24 protein-coding genes are annotated in these 23,579 nt (G+C 37.1%); 6 read left to right on the top strand and 18 right to left on the bottom strand.

Features of this window, described 5'->3' with window-relative positions; translation table 11 throughout:
- The first annotated feature begins 51 nt into the window (after positions 1–51).
- Complete coding sequence (locus tag B3D98_RS12030) at positions 52–174, top strand: hypothetical protein (RefSeq protein ID WP_004225603.1); 123 nt, start codon at positions 52–54, stop codon at positions 172–174.
- A 40-nt stretch (positions 175–214) separates the two neighbouring features.
- On the opposite strand, the gene B3D98_RS12035 is transcribed toward B3D98_RS12030, so the two are convergent.
- The 9 genes from B3D98_RS12035 to B3D98_RS12075 form a co-directional block, all read right to left on the bottom strand.
- Complete coding sequence (locus B3D98_RS12035; RefSeq protein WP_288583191.1) at positions 215–3,295, bottom strand: AAA family ATPase; 3,081 nt, start codon at positions 3,293–3,295, stop codon at positions 215–217.
- The gene (locus B3D98_RS12040; RefSeq protein ID WP_054549007.1) at positions 3,292–4,449 is read right to left on the bottom strand and encodes an exonuclease SbcCD subunit D; all 1,158 of its coding nucleotides are present in this window, start codon (positions 4,447–4,449) and stop codon (positions 3,292–3,294) included. Before B3D98_RS12040 ends, B3D98_RS12035 begins: the two co-directional genes overlap by 4 nt.
- Positions 4,450–4,589: 140 nt before the next feature.
- Positions 4,590–5,492, bottom strand: coding sequence for a GDSL-type esterase/lipase family protein (locus B3D98_RS12045; RefSeq protein WP_288583195.1), 903 nt, complete (start codon positions 5,490–5,492; stop codon positions 4,590–4,592).
- 31 nt (positions 5,493–5,523) lie between these two features.
- A complete protein-coding gene (locus B3D98_RS12050; protein WP_004225611.1) occupies positions 5,524–6,753 on the bottom strand; it encodes an aminopeptidase in 1,230 nt (409 codons plus the stop codon).
- 1 nt (position 6,754) lies between these two features.
- Positions 6,755–7,903, bottom strand: coding sequence for a DEAD/DEAH box helicase (locus B3D98_RS12055; protein ID WP_004225614.1), 1,149 nt, complete (start codon positions 7,901–7,903; stop codon positions 6,755–6,757).
- A gap of 215 nt (positions 7,904–8,118) precedes the next feature.
- Positions 8,119–8,820, bottom strand: a complete 702-nt coding sequence (locus B3D98_RS12060) for an aspartate/glutamate racemase family protein (protein WP_288583201.1) — start codon at positions 8,818–8,820, stop codon at positions 8,119–8,121.
- Positions 8,817–10,049: a hypothetical protein gene (locus tag B3D98_RS12065; protein ID WP_054549004.1), complete on the bottom strand. Its 1,233-nt coding sequence runs from the start codon at positions 10,047–10,049 to the stop codon at positions 8,817–8,819. Before B3D98_RS12065 ends, B3D98_RS12060 begins: the two co-directional genes overlap by 4 nt.
- A 55-nt stretch (positions 10,050–10,104) precedes the next feature.
- Positions 10,105–11,187 (bottom strand): C39 family peptidase, encoded by a 1,083-nt coding sequence (locus B3D98_RS12070; protein ID WP_269897872.1) that lies wholly within the window; start codon positions 11,185–11,187, stop codon positions 10,105–10,107.
- A 117-nt stretch (positions 11,188–11,304) separates the two neighbouring features.
- Entirely contained in the window at positions 11,305–12,801 is a 1,497-nt protein-coding gene (locus B3D98_RS12075) for a class I adenylate-forming enzyme family protein (RefSeq protein ID WP_257962115.1), read from the bottom strand.
- Positions 12,802–13,045: 244 nt separating this feature from the next.
- On the opposite strand from B3D98_RS12075, the gene B3D98_RS12080 reads away from it, so the two are divergent.
- Positions 13,046–13,639 (top strand): metallophosphoesterase family protein, encoded by a 594-nt coding sequence (locus B3D98_RS12080; RefSeq protein WP_048394823.1) that lies wholly within the window; start codon positions 13,046–13,048, stop codon positions 13,637–13,639.
- Positions 13,640–13,679: 40 nt separating this feature from the next.
- Here the strand turns inward: B3D98_RS12080 and B3D98_RS12085 are convergent, their stop codons facing one another.
- From B3D98_RS12085 to B3D98_RS12110, 6 genes are all read right to left on the bottom strand, one after another.
- Positions 13,680–15,431, bottom strand: coding sequence for a methyl-accepting chemotaxis protein (locus B3D98_RS12085; protein ID WP_004225627.1), 1,752 nt, complete (start codon positions 15,429–15,431; stop codon positions 13,680–13,682).
- Positions 15,432–15,712: 281 nt separating this feature from the next.
- Positions 15,713–16,297: a DUF305 domain-containing protein gene (locus tag B3D98_RS12090; RefSeq protein WP_004225628.1), complete on the bottom strand. Its 585-nt coding sequence runs from the start codon at positions 16,295–16,297 to the stop codon at positions 15,713–15,715.
- A gap of 102 nt (positions 16,298–16,399) precedes the next feature.
- On the bottom strand, positions 16,400–16,588 hold the full coding sequence (locus B3D98_RS12095) for a cysteine-rich CWC family protein (protein WP_054549001.1): 189 nt from the start codon (positions 16,586–16,588) through the stop codon (positions 16,400–16,402).
- Positions 16,589–16,666: 78 nt separating this feature from the next.
- On the bottom strand, positions 16,667–16,864 hold the full coding sequence (locus B3D98_RS12100) for a hypothetical protein (RefSeq protein WP_054549000.1): 198 nt from the start codon (positions 16,862–16,864) through the stop codon (positions 16,667–16,669).
- 12 nt (positions 16,865–16,876) lie between these two features.
- Positions 16,877–17,086 (bottom strand): hypothetical protein, encoded by a 210-nt coding sequence (locus B3D98_RS12105; protein ID WP_004225632.1) that lies wholly within the window; start codon positions 17,084–17,086, stop codon positions 16,877–16,879.
- Between the two features lie 44 nt (positions 17,087–17,130).
- A complete protein-coding gene (locus B3D98_RS12110; protein ID WP_048394826.1) occupies positions 17,131–17,364 on the bottom strand; it encodes a hypothetical protein in 234 nt (77 codons plus the stop codon).
- Between the two features lie 133 nt (positions 17,365–17,497).
- Here B3D98_RS12110 and B3D98_RS12115 point away from each other — a divergent pair, with 133 nt between their 5' ends.
- Entirely contained in the window at positions 17,498–17,992 is a 495-nt protein-coding gene (locus B3D98_RS12115; RefSeq protein ID WP_048394827.1) for a L,D-transpeptidase family protein, read from the top strand.
- 39 nt (positions 17,993–18,031) lie between these two features.
- On the opposite strand, the gene B3D98_RS12120 is transcribed toward B3D98_RS12115, so the two are convergent.
- Positions 18,032–18,799, bottom strand: a complete 768-nt coding sequence (locus B3D98_RS12120) for a DUF2935 domain-containing protein (RefSeq protein ID WP_288583208.1) — start codon at positions 18,797–18,799, stop codon at positions 18,032–18,034.
- Between the two features lie 210 nt (positions 18,800–19,009).
- Here B3D98_RS12120 and B3D98_RS12125 point away from each other — a divergent pair, with 210 nt between their 5' ends.
- Complete coding sequence (locus tag B3D98_RS12125) at positions 19,010–20,683, top strand: ribonuclease J (protein WP_048394832.1); 1,674 nt, start codon at positions 19,010–19,012, stop codon at positions 20,681–20,683.
- A gap of 44 nt (positions 20,684–20,727) precedes the next feature.
- Here B3D98_RS12125 and B3D98_RS12130 read toward each other — a convergent pair whose 3' ends face one another.
- Entirely contained in the window at positions 20,728–21,381 is a 654-nt protein-coding gene (locus B3D98_RS12130) for a hypothetical protein (RefSeq protein WP_048394834.1), read from the bottom strand.
- A gap of 211 nt (positions 21,382–21,592) precedes the next feature.
- Here B3D98_RS12130 and B3D98_RS12135 point away from each other — a divergent pair, with 211 nt between their 5' ends.
- Positions 21,593–21,982, top strand: coding sequence for a helix-turn-helix domain-containing protein (locus B3D98_RS12135; protein ID WP_004225641.1), 390 nt, complete (start codon positions 21,593–21,595; stop codon positions 21,980–21,982).
- A gap of 41 nt (positions 21,983–22,023) precedes the next feature.
- Here the strand turns inward: B3D98_RS12135 and B3D98_RS12140 are convergent, their stop codons facing one another.
- Positions 22,024–22,899, bottom strand: coding sequence for a radical SAM/SPASM domain-containing protein (locus B3D98_RS12140; RefSeq protein ID WP_048394836.1), 876 nt, complete (start codon positions 22,897–22,899; stop codon positions 22,024–22,026).
- Between the two features lie 194 nt (positions 22,900–23,093).
- Between B3D98_RS12140 and B3D98_RS12145 the strand changes: the two genes are divergently transcribed.
- A complete protein-coding gene (locus B3D98_RS12145; RefSeq protein WP_048394838.1) occupies positions 23,094–23,507 on the top strand; it encodes a hypothetical protein in 414 nt (137 codons plus the stop codon).
- Positions 23,508–23,579 lie beyond the last annotated feature (72 nt).

Raw genomic sequence — 23,579 nt, forward strand, 5'->3', positions numbered from 1 at the left:
TTATTTTTAAGTGAAACAGGTAGTAGTAATTGTAAAAGGAGCTGTTTTGGGATGAAAGTATCAAACGTTGTAAAAACTGCCGTTAAGTTAGCACCTATTGTTATTCCTATCGTAAAAAAAGTAATGGCTGCAAAAAAGGGCACAACGCCTACAACCACAACTCGAAAAAAATAAAACGGAGGCGTATTCCTTTTAGAGGAAATACGCCTTCGTTTTATTTCACTTCAAAATGGGTTTGACTATGGCCATTTAATGTTTTTTCCACATGTAAAACTGCTGGCATCGCAGATTTCAATTCAGGCACATGCGAAATAACGCCAATCATACGACCAGAATCCTGCAAATCAATTAATGTATCGATTGCTTTATTTAGTGATTCCTCATCGAGCGAGCCAAAGCCCTCATCAATAAACATCGTTTCAATATGAATATTACCTTGGTAGCTTTGAATCACATCTGCCATCCCCAATGCAAGGCTCAACGAAGCATTAAACTTTTCGCCACCTGATAAAGTTTTGACATCTCGTAATTGATCTGTATAAGCATCATAAACATCAAGACCAAGGCCACTTTGCTTCGCATGCTTTTCTAATCTATCTGAACGTCTAAGCTCAAATTGACCGTTTGATAAATGATACAGACGTATATTGGCAGCTTCTGTAATTTGATCTAAGTAGTTAATTTGTATATAACGCTCAAAGGATAGCTTTTTCGAATTTTGTCCATTTAATAATCCATAGAGCTCCTTTACTCGTCCTGCTTCTTGTTCAAGTAAATGAAGCTCTTTCGCTATTTCTTCCACCCTTTCACTAAAGCCTTGGCATGCTTGTATAAAGCCATTCATCTGTTGCAAACGTTTAAATGCTTCCTCATAGGAAATTCGCTGCTGTTCTACTCTTGCTTCCATCGCCTCTAAATCTTGCTTCTCTTTTCCTTGAAGGTATGTAGCCCCTTCGGTAATCTGAATTTGCAACGTGTGTACTTGTAAAGCATAGTCGCTACATGCTTTTCGAAGTGCATCCAATTGTATGGCACTCCGTTTAGCAGTTGCATAAGCCTCATAGCTTTCGAAACCTATTTCTTGCATATCTGCTGAAAATTGCTGAAGCTTTTCATTCATTTTAAGCTGTAATTCCTCAAAGGACTGTTTGGCAATTTCTACAGTTAGTGTTGCATTGCTAGCTGCTTCCTTTGCTGCATGCAAATTTTCTTGACTCACTCGCCAACTTTTTTGAAGCTCTTCTTTCTGTTTACTAACTTCATTTAGTTGTTGCTTTAATTGCTGTAAAGTTGGTAAATTAGGGGGCATCTGCTTAAGTTGTTCGTCTACAACCGCTTGTAATTTTGTCCATTCTTTTATCTGCTCTGCTAAATATTGCTCTAGCTTCATATGCTTATTTCGTAGCTGCTCTATTCGGTCATGCTGATGCTTTATTTTTAATCGCACATCAGCTAATTGATGTTGAATAATTTTTAATGCAGCAATCTCTTGTTCCACTTCATGTAAAGTAGCGGTGATCTGTGGTTGGTCTTCTTGTTTAATATGCTGAGCCTCGAGTTGTCGCCATGTATCTTGAAGAAGTTGCTGCGCTGATGCTAAAAATGCCTCTTTCTCTAAATACTTACGCTCGTCTGATGATGCCTTCGCTCTTAATGCTTCCACTTGAGCAAGCTCAATAACTTCCAGTTGCTCATTGTGTGCTTTTTGATGTGTCATACTACCACAAACAGGACAGGGTTCTCCTTCCTTCAGTTGTTCTGCTAAAATACTAGCTTGACTTGTCAGCCATCGTTGCTGCAAAAGTTGAAGAGCCTCTTTACTTTCTTGATAGAGACTTTCTGAAGCAGCTACATCCTGCTTAGCTAAATCAACGGCATGTTTATATTTATCTGCTTGCTTGATTAAAGCAACCTGTTCCCGTAGTTTCGGTAATTGTTCTAAATAGCTTTCATAGGGTTCAACCTGTTTTTCATAGCCTTCTAATGATTGAGAAAAATGATGTAATTGCTCTTGTTCATTTTCCAAAAGTTTGACGTTATCATTTACTGCTCGTTTTGCATTTTCAGCATATTGCTCCGCTATTTGCAGCTGCTGTATATTGTTTTCATAGGCTTCAAATTTCGGTAATAGCGCTAACATCTGCATTTCCTGCTGTAAGATTTGCTGTCGTTCAGATTCTTTAGCCTGCTCTATCTCATAGTTTTCTTGCGCTTCTTGCAACTTTTCTTGTGACTGCTGTTGCTTAACCTTTGCTTGTTGAAATGCTATCTCTTTAACATTCAGTTCAGCACGTAAATCCTTGCATTGTTGTTCGAGCAGCACAAGTCGCTCTGCTTGTTCTGCTAAAGCAATCTCCTTCTCCTTTGCTTGGTATAAATCCTGCTGTTGTAAAAGCATTTGCAGCCGTTGCTGTCGATTAGCTTGTTCATCAAATTGCTCATTTAGCGTTTTTGCTAAGCGATAATATTCCTGCTCTTTTTGATGAAGGCTATACGCTTCTTCATAGTATGACTGTTCATCTTCTCCACATTTCTTATAGTAGCTAAGCTCCTCATCAAGTGCCTCTGTCAGTTGATGTAAATTTTCCGTATTATCAGCAATCACTGTGAATAAAGTGGAAGAACGTTGTGGTAAGGCGCCCACAATTTGACCAAGTAAATGTTCTTTTAATTGTTTGGCACGCTCAAGATCCCTTTCTGCTTCTTTACGCTTGGCATCAAGCTTTTTCGCCATGACACCGAAACGATCTGTTTTAAAAATTTTCCGTAAAATTACTTCTTTATTTGTTGAATCAGAGGTTAATAGTTTTCTAAATTCACCTTGAGGTAGCATGACAATTTGGCTAAATTGATCTTTTGTGAGACCTATGATTTCCTGCACTTTCTTATCGACTTCAAGCGTTTGCTGTTTCTCTACAATGCTATAATCTAGCTTTCCGTCTTTTACTTCTGCTAGCTCTATTTTCTTTCCAGTAACCGTCTTATTTTTTTCTTTAATATGACCTGGCTGTCGTACTATTTGATAGACCTTTCCATGCATTTCAAAGACGAGTTCTACAGCTGTATAAACTTCATCATGTGCAAAGCCGCTTCTTAGTAAAGCTGTATCCTGCCGGTCCTCCCCACTACCTGATCCGTAAAGAGCATAGCAAATAGCATCGAAAATGGTTGTTTTACCAGCACCAGTTTTTCCAGAAATGGCAAACAATCGATGCTCCCCTAGCTCTTGAAAATCAATTACTTCCGTGTCTTTATATGGACCAAACGCTGTAATTGTTAACTTTAAAGGCTTCATTTTACAGTCTCTCGCTCCTCATCTAATAACTCCTGTAACATCTCTGTGAATAGGCGTTCCGTATCTTCATCAGGCTGAATGCCAATAATATTGGTGAAGAATGAACGGAATAAATCAATATCTTCTAGTTTTTCAGCTTCTACTACTTGTAGTTCACGTGGCATATCTTGTCTTAGTACCTTCCGCTCCACATGCATAGCGTGCGGAAATACACTACGAATACGTTCCATCGGTGAAGTCACAGATATTTTATCCGTCAATCTAACAAATACATAATCCTCACTTGGTGTGAGCGTTAATAACTCCTCTAATTGACCTTCTACTACTCGTAGATCTCTTCTTGGCACAAGCTTTCTTTTACTTACTATGGTGTTACCTTGCTCATCTAATTCGATGATTAAAAATCCTTTCTCATGTAAATGCTCAGATAACGAGTACTTTAAGATAGAACCTGCATAGCGTATGGTTTCGTTTAAAACAAAATGTGCCTTATGTAAGTGCCCAAGCGCCGTATAGTGAAAAGGTTTGAATAAAGCTGCATTCACACAATCTGAGCCTCCAATGGAAAGGGGTCGCTCGGAATCACTAGTATTTGCTTCCTCCTCACCATACTTCGTCACAAAGGCATGTCCAACAAAAACATGACGCTTACTTGTGTCCATGTCTTCTGTAATATGCTCAATAATTTTTTGCATGGCTTCTTGATGAGAACGGATTGATTCATCTTCAAAGATGTTGCGAATAGCAGCTGGCTCTGCATAGGGCACTAGGTGAAAATGTACTTCACCATGTTGATCATTCAAAACAATAGGTGCATGATTTTTTGTAAATTGGCCCTTAATATATAAACCACTATCACTCATTAAACGGCTACCAAAATTTAAACGACCTGCACTATCATGATTTCCTGCCACTGCTAGAACAGGAATCTTCTTCTCTAATACTATTTTCGCTAATACATCATTTAGTAAATTAACTGCCTCAATAGGAGGCATCGAACGATCATATAAATCACCTGCGATGATAATTACATCTGGTTTTTCCTCATCAATCGCTTGTATAAATTGTTGAAGAATATAATGTTGATCTTCTGTCATATAGACACCTTGAACAAGCTTTCCTAAATGCCAATCTGCTGTATGAAATATTTTCATTCTAGTACCTCCTAGTCTTCTCTATATTTTAGCATGACTATTCCCAATCTAGTGAACACTAAAGGTTTAGTAGTTCTAGCCAAAATTGGTTTTCATAGAAAAAAGCATCTTATAAGTAAGATGCCTTAGATACCTGTTATTTAGATGTATTTGATAAATGCCTTATATCCCGGGAATCCCTGAATTACGTAAGTCATACGAGGAGATTGATGTTGTGTCACATTTTGCTTCTGAGGTTTCGCTGATGATTGTTGCTTTAGGATTTCCTCAAATGACTTGGGATTTGGCTTTGGCAATTCTGCTGAAGAGATGTTTAAAGCATCACTACCACTATAAACTTGTAAAAATGAGTTAGCCATTTGTCGATAGCCTTCAATATTTGGATGAACATCAGCACTATTTGGTAAGTAGTTGGTTGCATTCAATCCAAAGGCATCATAGACATTTATATAAGCTGCGCCAGCTTGCTCTGCTTGTTGTTGTAAAATCGTATTTAATCTAACTAGCTGGGCATTGGTTCCTTCTTTTTGCGTCGGATGAACTGTTGGATAAGCAAAATAATACCCTATAACATAGATTTTTGCTTTAGGCGCACGTTCTTCTAATTCATCCAAAATCGATAGCATATTTTTTCTTGCCAAATTTAAAGCGTAATCTGCCTGAAGCTGTGAAAAAGCTAAGGTCCCTGCATTTGGGTTAACCTGGACAAGACGTAATAAATCATTAGCCCCTGCCGAAATTGTAATAAGCGTCGCATTTGCTAATAAATTTTGCGCTTCCTCAGATCGTATTCGTTCTAATACATCTGTCGTAGTAAAGCCAGGAAAAGCAAGTTCTTTTGTATAAAATGATAATTGACCAATCGAACTTAATTTCATGGCAATCAAATCACTATACCCTACATCAATTTCTTTGTAGGGTGTTTGACCTGCTGCTAAGGAATCGCCAATAGCCACATAGGTTTCTGTTTGAGCAAAAGCAGATGAAACACAAATTGTCATGAATAATACTGTCATACCTAGCAAGCTACATAATCGTTTCATCTGCTTCCCTCTTTTCTTATTGACTAAAAATTTAAAATGCCCAGCTACCCTTGCGGAAAATTGGCTCAACTGTACCATCTGGTAAAATACCATCGATGTCCATTTCTCCACTGCCAATCATGAAGTCTTCGTGTGTCACAGAAATATTGGCACCCAATGCTTCAAGTTGACCGTTTTCTAGGTCTCTACCACCCTCTAAGCAAGTCGGATATGCCTCACCAATAGCTAAATGGTTTGAAGCATTTTCATCAAACAGCGTATTAAAATATAAAATTTCCGACGCTGAAATTGGTGACTCGTGAGGGACAAGTGCTACTTCACCTAAGTAGCTTGATCCTTCATCCACTTGAATAAGCTCTTGCAATAAATCATGTCCTACTTCTGCCTCTGCCTTAATAATTTTGCCCTCTTCAAATGTTAATTTAAAGCCATCGATGATATTGCCCTGATAGACTAATGGCTTCGTATTACTAACATAACCGTTTACACCTTGTTTCATTGGCAGTGTATAAACTTCTTCTGTTGGCATATTGGCCACAAAGACATTATCTTCTGGTGTTTTACTACCACCAGTTAGCCATTTATGTTGTGGTGCTAAAGCGATTGTTAAATCTGTACCAGGTGCTGTATAGTGAAGCTTTGCATACTTTTTATTATTTAAAAGCTGTGCACGAGATTCTAAATTAGCTACATGCTGACGCCAATTATCAACTGCATTGCCTTCTCCAATATGAACCGTTTTAAAGATAGCTTCCCATAATGCAGGTACTTGCTGCTCCTCTGTTAATTGAGGGAAAACCTTTGCTGCCCATTTAGCTGAAGGAACTGCTACGATGGACCAAGCAATTAAATCCTTCATGACTGCATTGCGATAGTTTTTCAATGCTGCCCCTGATACTTTTTGATGTGTTGCTAGTCTGTCTGCTGGAATTCCTGTTAGCTTATCAGGATCTGCTGCATCAATCCATAATAGAGCTCCTTTACGTTCAATCAGTTCATCACGCATTTTCACAACCCATTCAGGGAAGCGATTAAATTCCTCATCGGATGCATGCTCAAAATAAGCACGATCCAATTCATCATCGGAAAAGTTTACATGAACACGGCCTGCCCCAGCCTTGTAAGCCTCTTTTACAACTAAACGGGCAAAATCTAAAGCATCCACAGATGTATTGACTAATAAGTACTGGCCTGGTTGGATATTCACCCCCACTTTTACTGCAAGCTCTGCATATGCCTGTAATTTCTCTTCAAATGTCATACTATTTCCCTCGCTTCTGTCCAATTGTTTTAGAATTACCTTCAATCAGCTCGCCATCATGCCATATTTTTTGCACAGGCTTGCCCGGAATTTCCCTTGTCCATTTTTTATAGGTTTTTTCATCACGATAAGATAATAAGGTTAATACTTCACCATCAGCTCCAGCACGCCCAGTACGACCAGAACGATGCAAATACTGTTCAATTGTTCGTGGGACATCAACATGAATAACATGTGTTAAACCTGCAATATCTAAACCACGAGCTGCAATATCTGTTGCAATTAAAATACGTGCATCTCCTTTACGGAATGCATCTAACGCTTTTTTACGTTCTTCTTTCTTCATATCAGAATGGAGCGTGACAATCGGTGCTGAACGGTATTGTAGTTTTGTTTCCTTCATTAATAATTGATCGATATTATTAACAAAAGCCAACGCTCTTAAACCCTCTGTATGGGAAAGTCGGCGCAGGAAATCCGTTTTATCACGTTCTTCTACCTTCACAAAAGAATGGACAACTTTACCGACCTTTAACATGTCCTCAGGCTTAATTTTAAAACGCAGTGGCTCAAACATCATACGACTTGCCACTAATTCAATTTCCTCTGTAATCGTAGCCGACACAACAACAACTTGTCGGCCATAGGCAGAACCTTCGATAAAGGATTTGATTACAACACGGTATTCACGACTTAGTAATTGATCACATTCATCTAAAATAACTGTTTCGACTTCTTTGAGTTTTAATTTTCCTGCTCGTGCTAATTCGTTTAAACGCCCAGGTGTGCCAACAACAATCGTTGGCTTTTTCTTCAACTTTTCAATTTGACGAGCAGAATTGGCACCACCAATCAGCTGTTGAACAGTGATGTCTGTTCCAGCTGTCCACTCACGAATAACTTCTACGATTTGCATAGCGAGCTCTTGCGAGGGAGCTACAATCAGTCCTTGTGTTTGCTTTTTTGCCCCATTCACTTTATTTAATAATGGTAAGACATATGCTAACGTTTTACCTGATCCTGTTGGTGATTCCGCCACAATATCTTTGCCTTCAAGCATAGCTGGTATCATTTCATCTTGAATTTTCATGGGTGTTTCAAAGTTCCATTTTGCTTGTAGTTCTTCTTTTAATAAATTTATGACTGACATGTTATTTCCCACCTTCTATCTGCTTGACACTAGTTTAACACACTCCGTAGGTTCCTACTTTATATGTACGTAAGCAATTGTCTAATCGTTTCAAGAGAACATTGCTTCCTTTCATAAAAAATCTGCTTCACTCAACACGGAAAGTAAGCCTGTCCACAACTCTTTCAAGAATTGTAGCTTACCCGTGAAAAGCAAGCAGATTCTTTTCAATTCAACTAATCGACTAATTCATAACCACAAGCTAAAATGGCACATTCAGCTAAAACGATTAATGAATCAATATAAATGTCACTTAGCTTTAAATCTCTGTTTACAACAGATAGCTCTGTACAACCTAATACAATTCGATCACAATTTAGTCCTAGCATCGCCTCTTCTATCGGTTGCCAATCTTCTAGCGTAACATCCTTCCCAGCCTTGACATAATCATAAATGATCGACATCACATAGGATCTCATTTCATTATCTGGAACAACTGGTGTAATACCAAACTCCTCAAGTGCTTCCTGATACATCCGTGATGTTAACGTGCCTGTTGTTGCTAAAATACCTACTCGCTTTGCTCCTAAATCAGCAGCACGCTTCGCTGTTTCGCGAATCATATGCAAGACAGGTATAGGAGAACCCTCTTCAATTTCTTGATAAAACGTATGCGCCGTATTACATGGGATCGCTATTATGTCTGCTCCTACCGAAGCTAATTTTTTTGCATCCTCAATAATGACTGGAACTGGATTATCCTTTGTATTATCTAAAATAAAGGCCGTACGGTCAGGAATATTTGTATCATTATCAATAATGGTATGTAAATGATCCTGATCTTTTTGTGCTTTCGTACGTCTTACAATCATTTCTCCTATAAACATTGTTGCAAGTGGACCAACGCCACCAATTATACCTAAAGTTTGTTTTTTCATGTGTTAGACAGACCTTTGTTATTAAAATATTTCTTATAGCTACGATAAAAGCTTAAATTATCAAGCGTGACATTCAACCAACGTTTTGCATTCATATCCTTATAATTAAAAATAGAATCTGTAGCCATACCTTGACGAATTAAACTTTTCGCCTCCATTACTAGTTGTTCATTTTGAACATATTTGAAAAGCACACCATTCGGTACAATTGTCCAAAGATGCTTGTTCCTCACATATGTTAGTTGTTGTTTACTTCCTCGAACATAATCGTTCGCTACATACTGCATTAAATTAAAGCCACTGGCCGTCACATAATAATTGGAAAGTTCATTATGTAATTCAATACTCAACAATTTATATTGACCATCACGATCATCATATTTCATATCAAATGTGGCAAAGCCTTGGAATTGTATCGCTTCAAGGAATAGCTTAACATTATCCATTAATTCCTGATGATAGGTTGTCATAATCGCTACATAACGTCCTATCCCTTCTGGAGAATGTTCTTCTAAAATAGGGTTTCCTACGGCAAGAAGTTTTGCCTTCCCATCTTGTCCTATATATGCATTAACAACACGCATGTTAGCGTCTTCACCTGGTATATATTGTTGAATCATCAGATCATCACGATAAGCTGATTCTTTATAGATAGCACGTAATATACTGTCCTTTTCGTCCTTATCATATGCAATATATACTTTTTTCTTACCAGGAAAAATACAAGTAGCATATTTTGTCATATTCATGGGCTTAATGACAACTGGATAATCAAATGGCATGTTGTAGTCTTCATAATCATTCACCGTGCATACATGTGTAGCAGGGTATTGAAAACCAAATTGTGCACATAGCTCATACATGCTTTCACGAGTTAAAAGTTGATGCGCAAGTGTGGCGTCTACATAGGGAACTAGAAAATCCTCTGCTAACTCTTCTTTGTGTTCTACGATTCTTTTGACATAAAATTCATCACAGGCTAATAGCAGTAATTTTTTGTCTCGGAACTCCTCCGCTATGGCTTTTAGGGCGGTCACAAATCTTTCTTCGATATGAAGTCGCGGTATCTCGCGAAAAGTCCATAAATCACTTTGTTGAATTTTTTCCATGTTCGTATGGTTTAGTGCAAGTGGCTTCACACCATAGGCTTCGTAAAATGCTCGGGCCATGCCATAAGCATTCATTTCATCTCCAAGTAAAACAGGTAAAAAAACGTGCTCAATGGCCATTCTACTCAACTCACTTTTACTTTTTTATTAGTGTAACATACTAATGATTTATAGCTTATTTATGAACAGCTACAGCTTGTTTGCCTAATTCCTGATAACTTTTGAAAAATTGATCGACATTGTAAGTAACATACCCTTTTAAAGGATCCATTACGACTACCTTATCACCTAAATGTCCCGTTAAGACGACTGCATGTAAGTTCATAAAAGCATCATGTCGAGTCGTTTCCCCTGTATAAATCCAGCCTCTTTCTGCTTTTCGTTTAGGCTTTGATAAATCTAGCGTTACCCATGTCACGACAGGAATACCTTCACGCACAAGCTGTAAAATGTCATCCTGTGAGGCGTTACTCATATTTTTGACATGTAAGTCAGCTTGTTTATCTGTAATAACTGCCTCAGCCGCTTTGACAATTGGAGCAGCAAAAACATACATACCACGAGCTTTATCACGAGGATTACCTGCAAAAGCTTCATTGGGATTTGGTCCAAAACGTTGATTGCCTACTGTTCGTATTTCTTGCTTTGGTAAATACTTGTCAGTCATTTCGAGTTTTGACACATTCATTCCAAAATAATTTAATACGGCTGTAAGTGAAGTAATTTCACAGCCATGTGGCAGCTCGGGGTTTTGCATGACAACAGGGACATCTAACTCCTGATCGTCTCTTAAAAAGTGTGTTTGCAATCGATAATAGGGCTTTGTTGTATCGTAAGTGAAATTCTCGATTGTTGTATACCCATTATTTGTCGTACTATTTTCAAGTGTCGTTGCCGCAATTGCATATTCTCTCCCTGCCTTTAGCTTCGAAAATATAGCTTCTCCCTCTTCTGAACCAATCGCTTCTTCCACTACATCACCTGTTTGTACATCTGTAACCGTAAGGAAAAGATTTGGAATAGGTGCCCCGCTATTAAATTCTACTGTTAAAACCGTTAATTGATTTTTTTGTTCAGCATCTTGCCAAGAAAATGGCTGACAGCCTGAAAGTAACATAATAATCAAAATGCCAATAAGTAAAAGGCGTTTATACCCCGTCCACAAGACAAATTCCGCTCCTATTCTAAGGCGAAGAGCAGCCTCTTCGCCATTCTCATTATTCAATTTGTCGTAGACTCTATTATACGATACTTTCATAGCCGTTCCTATTTTATCTTCATTTAGTAACTATTTTTTGTACTAATAGCGAGTTACACAAGACAGTGAACCCCAAAAATCTGGATAGCAATTATGCCAAAGGATAATTGAACTGTCTTAAATTGTTGTCACTTTCGGCCGTAATGTATGCTTTAGTACCTTCCCAGAGGCATTTCGTGGCAATTCTATTAAAAATTCAATTTCATAAGGTACTTTGTATTTGGCAAGTCGTGTTTGACAATAGGATAGTATCGAATTTTCATCAAGAGACTTCCCTTCCTTTAACACAACAAATGCTTTTGGTACTTCTCCATATACTTCATGTGGCAATCCAACCACTGCTGCTTCTAAAATTTCCGGCATTTGATATAGAACTTCTTCTATTTCGATTGGGTAAATATTTTCTCCACCACGAATAATCATATCTTTTTTTCGATCTACAATATATAAATAGCCTTCCTCATCAAAGCGTCCTAAATCGCCTGAGTACAACCAGCCATCCCTAATCGCTCTTGCTGTTTCCTCTGGATTGCGTAAATAGCCCTTCATTACTTGTGGTCCTCTTACGCATATTTCGCCCACCTCTCCAGCTGGTACGGTCTTTCCTTCACTATCAACTACACAAACCTCTGTCTGTGCTAATGGTTTTCCAACTGAGCCAATTTTCGTCAATGCATCCGTATCTAATAAAGAGGTAGCTGCAGGTGAATTTTCAGTTTGACCATAAAGATTTTGAACCTTTACATTTGGAAATGCTTCTTTCACTTGCTTTACAAGCTCATAAGGCATCGGGGCAGCACCGTAACATAGTAAACGTAAATGATTAAAGCTATGTTCCTTGAATCCAGGAGTATTTAATATAATGGTATACATAGATGGAACACCAAAGAAAATTGTCGCCTCAGTAGCTACAATTTGAGCTAACGTTTTAGTTGGTGAAAATGCTTCTTCAATGACCACTGTTCCCCCTCTATAAAACATAGGCATAGCAAATACATGAAGACCTGCACAATGAAACAAAGGCGTACAAATAAACATTTTGTCCCTGCTAGACATATTCATAGAAGACGACCAAATATCTGCTGTAGCCACGATATTCTGATGCGTTAGCATGACGCCTTTGGGTTTACCTGTTGTTCCCGACGTATACATGACCACTGCCGTATCGTCAGCCTCTAATTGCACAATTTTTCTAGCACGATTATCATATTCAATTATGTTTTTCATTTCTTGAAATCCGATTGTATGTTGGAATGAATAAGAAACGTCCTCTAATACCTCTGTTAATCTTTCATCAAAAATTAAGCCCCTTGCTTGAGAATGATTAAAAATAAAATCAACCTCAGGAGCAGCTAATTTAGTGTTAATTGGCATCACAATAAATCCAGCTAATTGGACACCTAAATATGCGATTAAAAATAAATCTGAATTGAGCGTATATAGGGCAATCACATCATCCTTTTTAAAATCTTGTTCCTGCAAGTAAGTCGCAAATCTTTCTACACGTTGGTAAAAATCATGATAGCTTATTGCCTTTCCATCATACAATGTTGCAATTGCATTTGGTTGTTGCCTTGCATAGTCTTCAAGAATATCTGTCATAAACTTCGTCATTATAAGCCCTCCATACTTTCATTTTATTATTATTAAATAAACAAGAATGGGAAACTATTAAACTTCTTAAAATTCTGAAAATTACGATTATATTTTATCAAGCAATGTATTTCTTGGCAATTTTTCCACACATTCAAAATATGTAGCTGAAGTAACGAAATATTCTTAGACATTTTACTTTTCTAGTAATTTCTATTAGGTGTATGATACTTGTACGATTATTATTAGGAAAGGCCGGGTTTAAATGCTTTATGCACTTTTAGGAGATTTACATTCTAATATAGAAGACACTAAAGCTGTTCTAGCTCATATTCAACAAACAGCAGAGGAAGCAACAATCATTGGGTTAGGGGATTTATATGAATGCACTGTTAGTAAGAAAAAGGCACAAACCATATCTGGCTTACCTTTGCAAAAGGCGGCCATAGTAGAAAGTGAATTTGAAAAACTGCTAACCTTCCCCTCTATTCGAGGCAATCAAGAAGAACGTATTACTCAGGTCACTGGCATTGAACGTTTTAAAGCTTTACCAGAGACAATAGAGATTGATGGAGCCACGCTTATGCACGGACATCAATTTAGGTGGAATGTAAGCTGGCAACCGACTTTCCCACACTTTCAAAAACCATTATTTTTCTTCGGGCATAGTCACGAATCAGGTCTTTATCATCAACAAAAAAAGCTGCCGATTCGTATTCGCTACGGGCAACCAATTGCTTTACAAGACAAACAATATGGTGTGAATGTAGGCTCTGTTATCAATCACCGTGAATGGTGTCTTTATGATAGCCAAAAGCGTACAGTGACATTTATGTGTGTTCCACCTATTAATCTATAAAAGAGCAAGCTAGTATGTAGACTAGCTTGCTTTCCATTTTTTAATGAATATATTGCTTTTTCTCACTCAATAAAATTTCCTTTAACTCTTTTAATTTTTCAATTACAACATACGATTCATCCGTAATTTCTTTCAGGTATTTTTCAGCGCCCGTTTTATTGCCTACATTGTACTCACGCACTGCTTTTTTTGCTATATCATGCACGTGAATAAATGGTTGTTCTAACTCTGCGTAGACACGCTCATCACCTAACAGTTTCTTTCCTGTGCCGTAGTACCATTCGCCAAGGCGTGATTCTTTTGGAGACCCTACATCCTGCTCCGTCATCGTTTCAAAGCCTAGTAGCAAATTGTAGATTTTCCATCTCCACAATAGGTGATCGGTAATAGCTAATTCAATAATATCCTCTTGGCTAATAATAAAGTTTTTAGAAATTGTTGTGGATCGGTATCCATCAATCATTTTACTTAATTTATAAATGGCGGAGCCCATATCAAAAACGATTACCTTACTTTTTTGCATGCTCTCTGTAATTGTATGGTTACGTTCAGAAATAGTAGTAGCAGATTGTGCCTGTACCTTTGTCGTTGTAGCTATTTCCTCAAAGCGCGCCCCCTGCTGCTGTAAGTTTTTATTTAGCTCAGCTAGCGTCTGTGATATATATAAGGTATCTGTAACACCTTGATGTAAATCTTGGGAAAATTGAGTCGTTAATGAACTAATATTATGGGTAATATGAAGTAGCTCCTGTATATCTGTATGTATAGATTTGACAGATGTACTTGTATCATCAGCAAGTTTCCGAACTTCCTCTGCAACAACCGCAAAACCTTTTCCTGCTTCTCCAGCACGAGCGGCCTCTATTGATGCATTTAAAGCCAACAAATTTGTTTGATCTGCTATTTTTTTTATTAATTCCATTAATTTCGCTACACTATTTACACGCTCAACTAAACGCCTAATATCTTCCTGCATTGATTTATGGCCTTCATCGGTTGTCTGTAAAATAGATGATACTTGTTGTAATGATTCCAAATCCTGATTTAATTTTTTAAAGGCATGCTTTGTTTGCTCTGAAATATCACCCACTGATGTGGCAATTTCTTCAATACTTTCGTCTAACTCATGCATTAATTGATCTGCTGCAACAATCTCCTGTTGCTGAATCTCCTGAAATTCAATCAGTTCCTTAATGGTGTCTAACTGTGTATTATAAGTAATTATTTCACCTAATCCATTTACTACAGATCCTGCTTGAATTTCAATATAGGTCTCCAAAATAATTTGTTGATCAATTGTTACTAAGCTATCGTAAGACAATAAAACATCCAGCATTTTTTCTTCATCACGAGATAGTTCTTTGACAATAAGTGGAATGATTAATTGATTAATCAGTGTATAGGCAGATATCATCCAATTCGGTAGTACACCAATTCTTGCATGAACATAAGCAATTTTACGACGCTTAAAGACATAATCTAAATCTAATTCATCATCAAATAAGCTAATAAAATGTGTATCAAATAATCCTTTTAAGCGCTCTACTGTCGAATGTGTATTGATGACATGATTAAACTCTGGGATTTCCAGTAGACGAGCATAAAAATTATCGAGTATATGCTGTCGATTATTCTCATAAATTTTACGTAAAAACCCAACAGATTCTCTTCTAATTCTAGATAAAGCAAGGAAATCCAATTTTTCTTTAAAGCGTTCATTTGTTTCGATGTCTGAATTTTTCGTAGCCGAAAAATAATCATAACTTTGATTAATCTTCTTCCTTTTGAACATAGCTCCCACTCCTAGTTGTATTCAAGTAAATTAAAATTACCAATATTTTAAAGCCAATTATAGATTTCTCTTCATTACCTTCAACTAATAAAACATATATATTTTACCAACAATAGAATGACAAAAATAGATTCTCATTTAATTCTTTACACTTTATTATTTTTTCGTCCACTTTATTGACAATTTCTTATTTTCTTAGTTAAACACTGTCTTTACGCAGAAAAAGCGCTAAAATCCTGATTGATTTAGCGCCTTCTTCCCATATAAACTTCTCGTTAGTGCTAGCACTCGCAATCGCAATTTTGTAAACTATCCAGTAGCTTTTCCATGGCTTCTAGTTGCTCACACAGCGTTTGAATCATGCAACGTAGGATTGGAATTAACTCTTGACAGATGCAGAATCTAAGCACATTTTGTGCCAGTCGTATACCACCCTGATGATGGACAATCATTTCCCGAAGATAATTGATATTAATGCTATTAGAGACTGGTGGAGCACACATTGCATTGAACATAGCTTCTGTAATTTCTTTGTAAGCACACATATACTCGTATAATTCATACTCTGAATTTTGTACGACACAACATCGATTTTGTATCGCTTCAAGACTCTCAACCATTTCTGTATGTGTGCGAATGATTTCTAAGGCGAGATTTTGCACAGGTATATTCGTTGTATAACGTAAAACATTTTCAGACATTTGTATTGCTGCAACTTGATGAGGGATGATTTGCTTAATAAAATTTTCTGAGATACTACAAGTAATGGTTACGTAGGTCATACCCTGCATCATTTTTTTGAGGATTCGCTGATATTCCTCTAAATATGCCTTTGTCACATTACTGAGTTCAATTGGTTTAGCCATTAGACACACTCCTTTCAGAGTAATGTATGCCTGCTAGGTTGTTGTGCGATAGACAATTGTACCAATTGCTCAATTTTTACCAACCTTTATCATCGTAAAAAACTATACTTCCTCTTTCTTATATGTAGCTATGCATGTTGAACAAATGCATAGATTTGGCTCTCTTTGCACTGTATTTAACAGGGTTTCTGGAATGCTAACTGTCATACACCAGCACTCTTTTTCACCTTTTGCCACGCCACAATGGTTTTCGCCTCCGCATAATGGACATTTTATTTCTCCAGTTGACATGCTTTTACAACTCCTTTATTTTTCATCATTGTAAAATAAAAAGGGAAGAGCGCTCAATACCTTGCTCCTCCCAAAACTTTAATGTTGATGCTTGTGTATATCTTGTTTTACTTCTTCAATGTCAGTGTCACTATAAATAGATGTTCCACGTCCGCCACCTTTTGCTAACAGGGCCTTCACTTCATTATAGGATAATCCTGCCTCTGCATTTTTTTGCTTCACTTCGTTAATATTTGTGCCTGCAGATGTAAACTGGATGTCTTTTTCACGATTCATCATTTTTACCTCCTATAATTCATCTGGCTGCATTTCAATTAATTCGTCGCCTTCTCTTTTTACACGCTTATTGAGTTCCTCTATCGGAATGGCATCTACAGTTTGCATATCCTCATGCAGATCGAAAAGACTAATCGTATCTGATTCAACCATGTCAGGCTTGTCCTTACTATTTAAATTCATGAACATTTTCTTTTCATGTGGTATTTTTTCGATGTCCATTCTGTCACACTCCTTTTCCTATAATGTGTGTAATGCTGAACAGATTATGTGTCTTTCTCTTTCGTACTTTTATCAATTCGATGATACTCAGCTATTTGAATAACTCGTACATGTTTTGTGTGCAGTTCATGGTATATCCCCCTACTATCCGTAAAGGAGATATATTGATCACGTTCATTTTTCACTAATTTTTCTGCCTCTTGTTGCGATTCAATAAAAATGAATCTTCGTACATAATGTACCTCATCAAAAAAATACGTAATTTTAAATTCCTTCATCTTTATGCCCCTTAATCCTGAATGTCACCGCTTATTCTGTCCAGAAACTGAAAAACCTTGCATTCCTAAAATTACATAAAACATCTGATGCATATAGTAGAGCAATAAACCTTTGCATTGGAGGGAACAATAATTGATTCATACTGTCAAAGCTGGTGAAACCCTAACTCAAATTTCTCAAGATTACCGTACATCTTTGGCATCCATTCTCGCTGCTAATCCAGGAATTCAGCCTGATCATCTTTTCATGGGTCAACAAATCGTCATCCCTGGCTTGCCTGAGCCCGACACAATTCCTTACCGTATTGAGATATCTACCAACAATCGCTGGCTCCGTTTATATAGAGATAATATCCTTCAAAAACAATACCCAATTGCAGTTGGACGCATGCTTCACGAAACACCAGTAGGTAGTTTTATGATCATCAATAAAGCGCCAAACCCTGGTGGTCCTTTTGGCACGATGTGGATGAGTCTTTCTAAACAACACTACGGAATTCATGGCACAAATGATCCTAGCTCTATTGGGCATGCTGTTTCACATGGGTGTATCCGCATGCAAAATCGAGATGTTGAAGAGCTAGCCAGTATTGTGCCAATAGGTACAGAAGTAGTGATTCATCCCTAACTTAAAAGGCTATCTAGTTAGTTTAGATAGCCTCTTGTTTTACTTATCTTGTTCTCTAGCCTGTGCGAGCTTCGTTAAATAGTATTGCTCCTCACGCCACATATGGTCCGCCATAGGAGCTGTAAATGTACCTAGCACCTCTGCACTTAGCTCCATCTCTTCTAGCTCTCTTAAAAATGTTTTAAATAATGTCATTTCAAGCTCAACATCTTTACTAAAGCGTTTTAAAGCAGGAAAGGAATTCATATTCGTACGTAAATAGCCTGTTAATTCAACAGCCTTTAAATAAAATTGCTCAAAGTGTTGAGCAAACTCATGGCTCTTTTTCTTCAAACGCTTCTCAACACCATCTAAATCATCATTAATAATGCCTGCATGACCGGAGGCATCTAAAAGCCAAACTAAATGATGATGAAGCTCATGAAAAATAGGTGGTGCTTCTCCTTTTTTTAAATAACCCAGCACATTTTGATATTCTTCTAATTCATTAACCATATGATTGACAAACGTAGGCGTTAAATGAATCCCAATATCCCCCAATAGTTGATGTCTGAGTAGATGAAGCTTGAACTGCTTAAATTGCTCAATATTGTCGTCCACGGACACTGAAAAGGATACAGCATTTGAATCATCGAGTGAAGTGACATAGGTAAGTAACTGCGAGAATTGATAAATATACGTATGGGCTCTTTGAATATCTTCTTCTTCTGAGGGATAAAGGGCGTCATGAATAAATTGAGCGTGGTTTTGCATGATTTCTAGCCAAAATTTATGCTCGAAAATGGCATGTTGCACAAAATTTGACAAAGGTCTACCTCCTCTTATCTTGATTTTAGAGAAATAAACTAAAAAACTTCCCTCGAGCTGTCTTTGCTTTTTGTTATCTCCCCATTCTATTCTTCGTGCTATACAATTAGTCGTACTGTAAATTTCGTATAGGATGAAATGCTAAAAGCTATACTACCTATGGCAAAACCATTTAGATGGCTTTATTTAAAACTATAGGAGGGAAATACGTTGTCAACGAGTAAACAGCTATTATCCATATTTGCCCTAGGTGGGATAAATGAAATTGGTAAAAATATGTATGTAGTACAATATGCAGATGACATAATTATTATTGATTGTGGAGCAAAATTTCCGGATGAAACCCTGCTCGGAATTGATTTAATCATTCCTGATATTACATTTTTACTTGATAATAAGGAGAAAATTAAGGCATTAATTGTCACACATGGACATGAGGATCATATTGGTGGAATTCCCTATTTACTAAAAAAATTAAATGTCCCTGTGTATGCTACCCGATTCACCCTCGGACTTATTGAGTTAAAGCTTAAGGAACATAAACTTTTAAGAGAAACGGATTTAATTGAAATTCATGCTGATTCAGCACTACATTTAGGACAAATCGATATTAGTTTCTTTAGAACCAATCATAGTATACCCGATTGTTTAGGAATCGTTTTAGCTACCCCTGAAGGAAATGTTGTCCATACGGGAGACTTTAAATTTGATCTAACGCCCGTTAACAATCAGTTTGCTGATATTCATAAAATGGCTGAAATCGGTTCAAAGGGTGTGCTTGTCCTTATTTCTGAAAGTACAAATGCAGAAAGACCAGGTTTGACCCCTTCTGAGCAACTTGTAGGGCATCATATAGAGGAAGCCTTTTTACATGCTGAACGAAAAGTAATCATCTCAACCTTTGCTTCAAATGTTAATCGCATCCAACAAATCGTACATGCTGCAATTGCCACCAATAGGAAGCTAGCTTTAGTAGGGCGTAGCATGGTCAATGTCGTTGATGTCGCGATTGAACGAGGTTATTTATTTGTACCAGAAGATCTGTTAATTGATGCACGAGAGGTCAAATACCTCCCACCAGAAGAGGTCGTGGTCCTCTGCACAGGTAGCCAAGGTGAGCCTCTAGCTGCACTAGCAAGAATAGCAAATGGTAATCATCGTGAAATTAAAGTTTTACCAGACGATACAGTCATTCTTGCGGCTTCACCAATCCCAGGTAATGAAAAGGGCGTTTCTCGCATTGTAGACAATTTGTTTCAGCTTGGTGCTAAGGTTATTTATGGTTCTTCAAGTCATACAGGTATGCATGTATCAGGACATGGTCATCAAGAGGACTTGAAACTTATGCTGACGTTTATGAAGCCTAAATTCTTCATCCCTATTCATGGTGAGTATCGTATGTTACATCAACATCGTTTATTAGCAGAATCTATTGGCGTTCAAAAGGGACATACATTTATTATGAAAAATGGTGATGTAGTTGATATTGAAAATTCAAAAGCAAGGCAGACACGGAAAATTCCTGCTGGGGATACCTATGTTGATGGAATTGGCATTGGTGAGGTGGAAGGTATTGTCCTCCGTGATCGCAAGCAACTTTCAGAAGACGGAATGCTTGTTATTGTGTTGACACTCAATAAAGCTGACGGTGCTTTTATTTCAGAACCCGATACCATTTCACGTGGTTTTGTTTATGCTAAAGATTTCGAGGCACTGTTAACTAAAGTCAATGTGCTTACCAAAGAAATCGTCAATGAGCTTCAAGAAGAGGGCAGACAGCAAATACATGTCCTTCGCCGAGAAATTAAAAGAGCTGTTGGACAATATTTATTTACCCAAACAAAAAGAAAGCCCATGATTTTACCAATTATTATTGAAATTTAACAAGTCGGTGCAAGGATTGCCCAATCCATTTGCACCGACTTATGTTAATTGCTCAACCTTTGAAAGGAATCATTTAAGAAATCTCCATTATAAACCTTATGTAACATATCAGCATATAAATATTGGAGCTGTTCAAAGCTATGATGTAAGTTTTTTGAATGCTGATTTACTTGTTTTGATACATTATCGAAATACTGTGGAAGTTTTTCTACCGCTGTGACTAAAGAATCTTTATTCATTAATAAATGTTGAATAGCGTTTAATAGTTGAGCTGCTCTATGCTGTATATCAAGAGGAGGTAATTCAATTATTAAACGAAGGATATGACGCCTCTCTTTATTTATTTGATACCATTTAAAAAAGTGAAATAAATAGTCACTAACAACAATGGATTCATTTGGAATAATGGCAATGATATCATGACCGATGCACACAGCTTTTTTACATTGATAAATTATGGTTTCCTTTAAATTTAATTTGTTGAGAAGAATGCTTTTTGCAGGTACCAGTGACAAATTTAATGAATCAACCGTGTGATCAATCTTTGGCACTTGACTAGCATCATCATCTACCAATAATTTCAATAGTGTTGCTTTGGTGATAAAAGGAGTACCTTCCCTAGTAAAACATTGATCGTTCACAATTAAATGACCAATTTGGACTTTTGCTATTTCTTCTAAAAAAAACTGCTTCACCATGTATGAACCCTCCAATCCTCTGTCCCAATTAATACCCTAAATACAATCTTCATTAACGCATACCTAGTTATTTATTTAGGTCATTTGTCTGGATAAAAGTATTACTCTAAAGATTGTACCATTTTAATGTAACTTTTTCTCTATTATACCACTATAATAGTATAGTCATTTCCATTGTTTTTCACTAGCTTTTAACATAGAGGTGAATCATATGTCAGATTTTTTAAAGCTAGTAGGTGAACAACTTCGGATTATTCGATTATCTAAAGGACTTAGCCAAGAAGAAGTGGCTGAAAGAACAGGGAAGTTAGGTTTCAGTAAAGGAAGAGTTTCCAATATTGAGCATGGACAATCTAATATTACCTTAAGTACTTTGGAAACAATCATGAAGGCATTAGACATTACCCCTGAGGAGCTATTTAATTTTCAAAAATTATCTGGCGTTACTGATATTGAGGAGAAAAACCTCATGCTAGACATTCATCGCTCATTATTAAGAGAACGAAATTTAGACGAGGTAAAATATGTAGTTCGTATAACGAAGGATTTTTTAGATACGATTGATTCTCAATCAAAGAAAAACAGCTCTAACGGTCAATGACCATTGGAGCTGCTTTTTTATTTCAAAGTAACTTTTAGTAGCTACATACCGAACTTTTGACGATAGCCACATTTTCTACATAATTCTTCCACAGCTTCTCTTCTTGAGAAGCCTTCAACAATCTTATTGGCACGCTCCCCTTCTACAATGTCGGAGAAGGATTTTTCATGTACATTTCCTAAATTAATGACACCTTCCCCATCCAAACAGCAAGGTACTACGGTACCATCCACCAATATAGCTGCTTGACTACGCAGTGCATGGCAAAAACCCTTACCTTCATCCTCTGGCTCTAGGAGACTTGGCCATCTAAACTCATGATCCTGATTTAAATATACATGAGGGGCAATTTTTACCCCTTTACCAGGTTCTACTTTTTCTTCTATACGATAATCAAGATGATACTCATTTTCTAATATTTCTAAAGTCTCGCGGTTGCGACGAGCTGCAACATCCGAAACATGATCCTGTTGTAGATTCCATAAACGATAGGAAATAATCGTATTGTATTCCCTCGAATCTCGCACAAAATCCAATATATCCTCTAAATATTTTTCACGATTTTCAGAGCCTTCATGCCCATCAAAGCTATGCAACGAGAAATTAATTTGACGTAATGCTGGCTTTCCTAATATTTTCTCACGATTTTTTTTGATTAGCGTACCATTCGTTGTAATATTGACTTTGAATCCTTTTGCATGGGCAGCGTCTAATAGCTGATCAATTCTTGGATGTAGTAATGGCTCTCCTTTCACATGCAAATAAATATATTTTGTATGTGGACGAATTTCATCTAATATTTTATTAAATTGTTCGACTTTTATAAGCCCCTTTGCACGCGCTGTAGGTGGACAAAAACTACATGCTAAATTACAAACACTCGTAATTTCTATATAAACCTTTTTAAATGTTCTCAATGTTGCTTCTCCGTTCCCATTCACTAAATAATCAAATCTCATTCATTTTAACAAATTTATTGGATAGATAGCAAAAATCGTTGAGCTTTCCCTAGACACACCTACCTTTTCTCTAGGTAACATGGCTACACGTACAGGTGGGTTCAAGAAGCGCTAATATCTTAATAGTAATAGGAAAGGAAGGAGGAGAAACGATGTCTGGTTTTAATTCTAAAAAATTTTATGGACCTGACGAACCTGAGCAGGAATCCTCTAACAAGCAAGGGAAAAATCATATAACAATAAATTTCACATTCAATATAGGAAATACTGATTTTCACTTTGAGCAACGTGCAGAAGGCGGAGGCCAAATCAATCATGATGTAGGCACAAATGCCAACCAAGGTGGACAAAATGCTAGTAACGGTAGTCATACACGCAACGTCAATTCGCAATTTGCTGACGGTAATGGAAGAAGTGGTATTGCTGGTAATAATAATGACGAGGCTGGTGGGCAACAAGGCATTAAAGTACGAGATAGTCTTGTCATTGAAAGTGATATTCATTCATCCTCTAACCATAGTGAAAGTAATGAAGAAACTGATGTATTAACTGAAGAAGATGAGTAGGTTGGTTTCAAAAAGATCATGTCAGTAGCAAAAAAAAAGGACATTTTACACGAAGAGGCTCTGTGCTCTGCC

The sequence above is a fragment of the Lysinibacillus sp. UBA5994 genome (assembly GCF_002429725.1).
Lineage (GTDB): Bacteria > Bacillota > Bacilli > Bacillales_A > Planococcaceae > Lysinibacillus > Lysinibacillus capsici.

Coding starts and splice junctions, on each gene's coding strand:
- B3D98_RS12075 (WP_257962115.1), bottom strand. CDS start 12,801: ATGACGAAGTTTATGACAGATATTCTTGAAGACTATGCAAGGCAACAA.
- B3D98_RS12105 (WP_004225632.1), bottom strand. CDS start 17,086: ATGGACATCGAAAAAATACCACATGAAAAGAAAATGTTCATGAATTTA.
- B3D98_RS12070 (WP_269897872.1), bottom strand. CDS start 11,187: ATGAAAGTATCGTATAATAGAGTCTACGACAAATTGAATAATGAGAAT.
- B3D98_RS12085 (WP_004225627.1), bottom strand. CDS start 15,431: ATGTTCAAAAGGAAGAAGATTAATCAAAGTTATGATTATTTTTCGGCT.
- B3D98_RS12145 (WP_048394838.1), top strand. CDS start 23,094: ATGTCTGGTTTTAATTCTAAAAAATTTTATGGACCTGACGAACCTGAG.
- B3D98_RS12060 (WP_288583201.1), bottom strand. CDS start 8,820: ATGAAAAAACAAACTTTAGGTATAATTGGTGGCGTTGGTCCACTTGCA.
- B3D98_RS12130 (WP_048394834.1), bottom strand. CDS start 21,381: ATGGTGAAGCAGTTTTTTTTAGAAGAAATAGCAAAAGTCCAAATTGGT.
- B3D98_RS12065 (WP_054549004.1), bottom strand. CDS start 10,049: ATGGCCATTGAGCACGTTTTTTTACCTGTTTTACTTGGAGATGAAATG.
- B3D98_RS12090 (WP_004225628.1), bottom strand. CDS start 16,297: ATGGCTAAACCAATTGAACTCAGTAATGTGACAAAGGCATATTTAGAG.
- B3D98_RS12135 (WP_004225641.1), top strand. CDS start 21,593: ATGTCAGATTTTTTAAAGCTAGTAGGTGAACAACTTCGGATTATTCGA.
- B3D98_RS12080 (WP_048394823.1), top strand. CDS start 13,046: ATGCTTTATGCACTTTTAGGAGATTTACATTCTAATATAGAAGACACT.
- B3D98_RS12050 (WP_004225611.1), bottom strand. CDS start 6,753: ATGACATTTGAAGAGAAATTACAGGCATATGCAGAGCTTGCAGTAAAA.
- B3D98_RS12035 (WP_288583191.1), bottom strand. CDS start 3,295: ATGAAGCCTTTAAAGTTAACAATTACAGCGTTTGGTCCATATAAAGAC.
- B3D98_RS12055 (WP_004225614.1), bottom strand. CDS start 7,903: ATGTCAGTCATAAATTTATTAAAAGAAGAACTACAAGCAAAATGGAAC.
- B3D98_RS12045 (WP_288583195.1), bottom strand. CDS start 5,492: ATGAAACGATTATGTAGCTTGCTAGGTATGACAGTATTATTCATGACA.
- B3D98_RS12100 (WP_054549000.1), bottom strand. CDS start 16,864: ATGAATCGTGAAAAAGACATCCAGTTTACATCTGCAGGCACAAATATT.
- B3D98_RS12095 (WP_054549001.1), bottom strand. CDS start 16,588: ATGTCAACTGGAGAAATAAAATGTCCATTATGCGGAGGCGAAAACCAT.
- B3D98_RS12040 (WP_054549007.1), bottom strand. CDS start 4,449: ATGAAAATATTTCATACAGCAGATTGGCATTTAGGAAAGCTTGTTCAA.
- B3D98_RS12030 (WP_004225603.1), top strand. CDS start 52: ATGAAAGTATCAAACGTTGTAAAAACTGCCGTTAAGTTAGCACCTATT.
- B3D98_RS12110 (WP_048394826.1), bottom strand. CDS start 17,364: ATGAAGGAATTTAAAATTACGTATTTTTTTGATGAGGTACATTATGTA.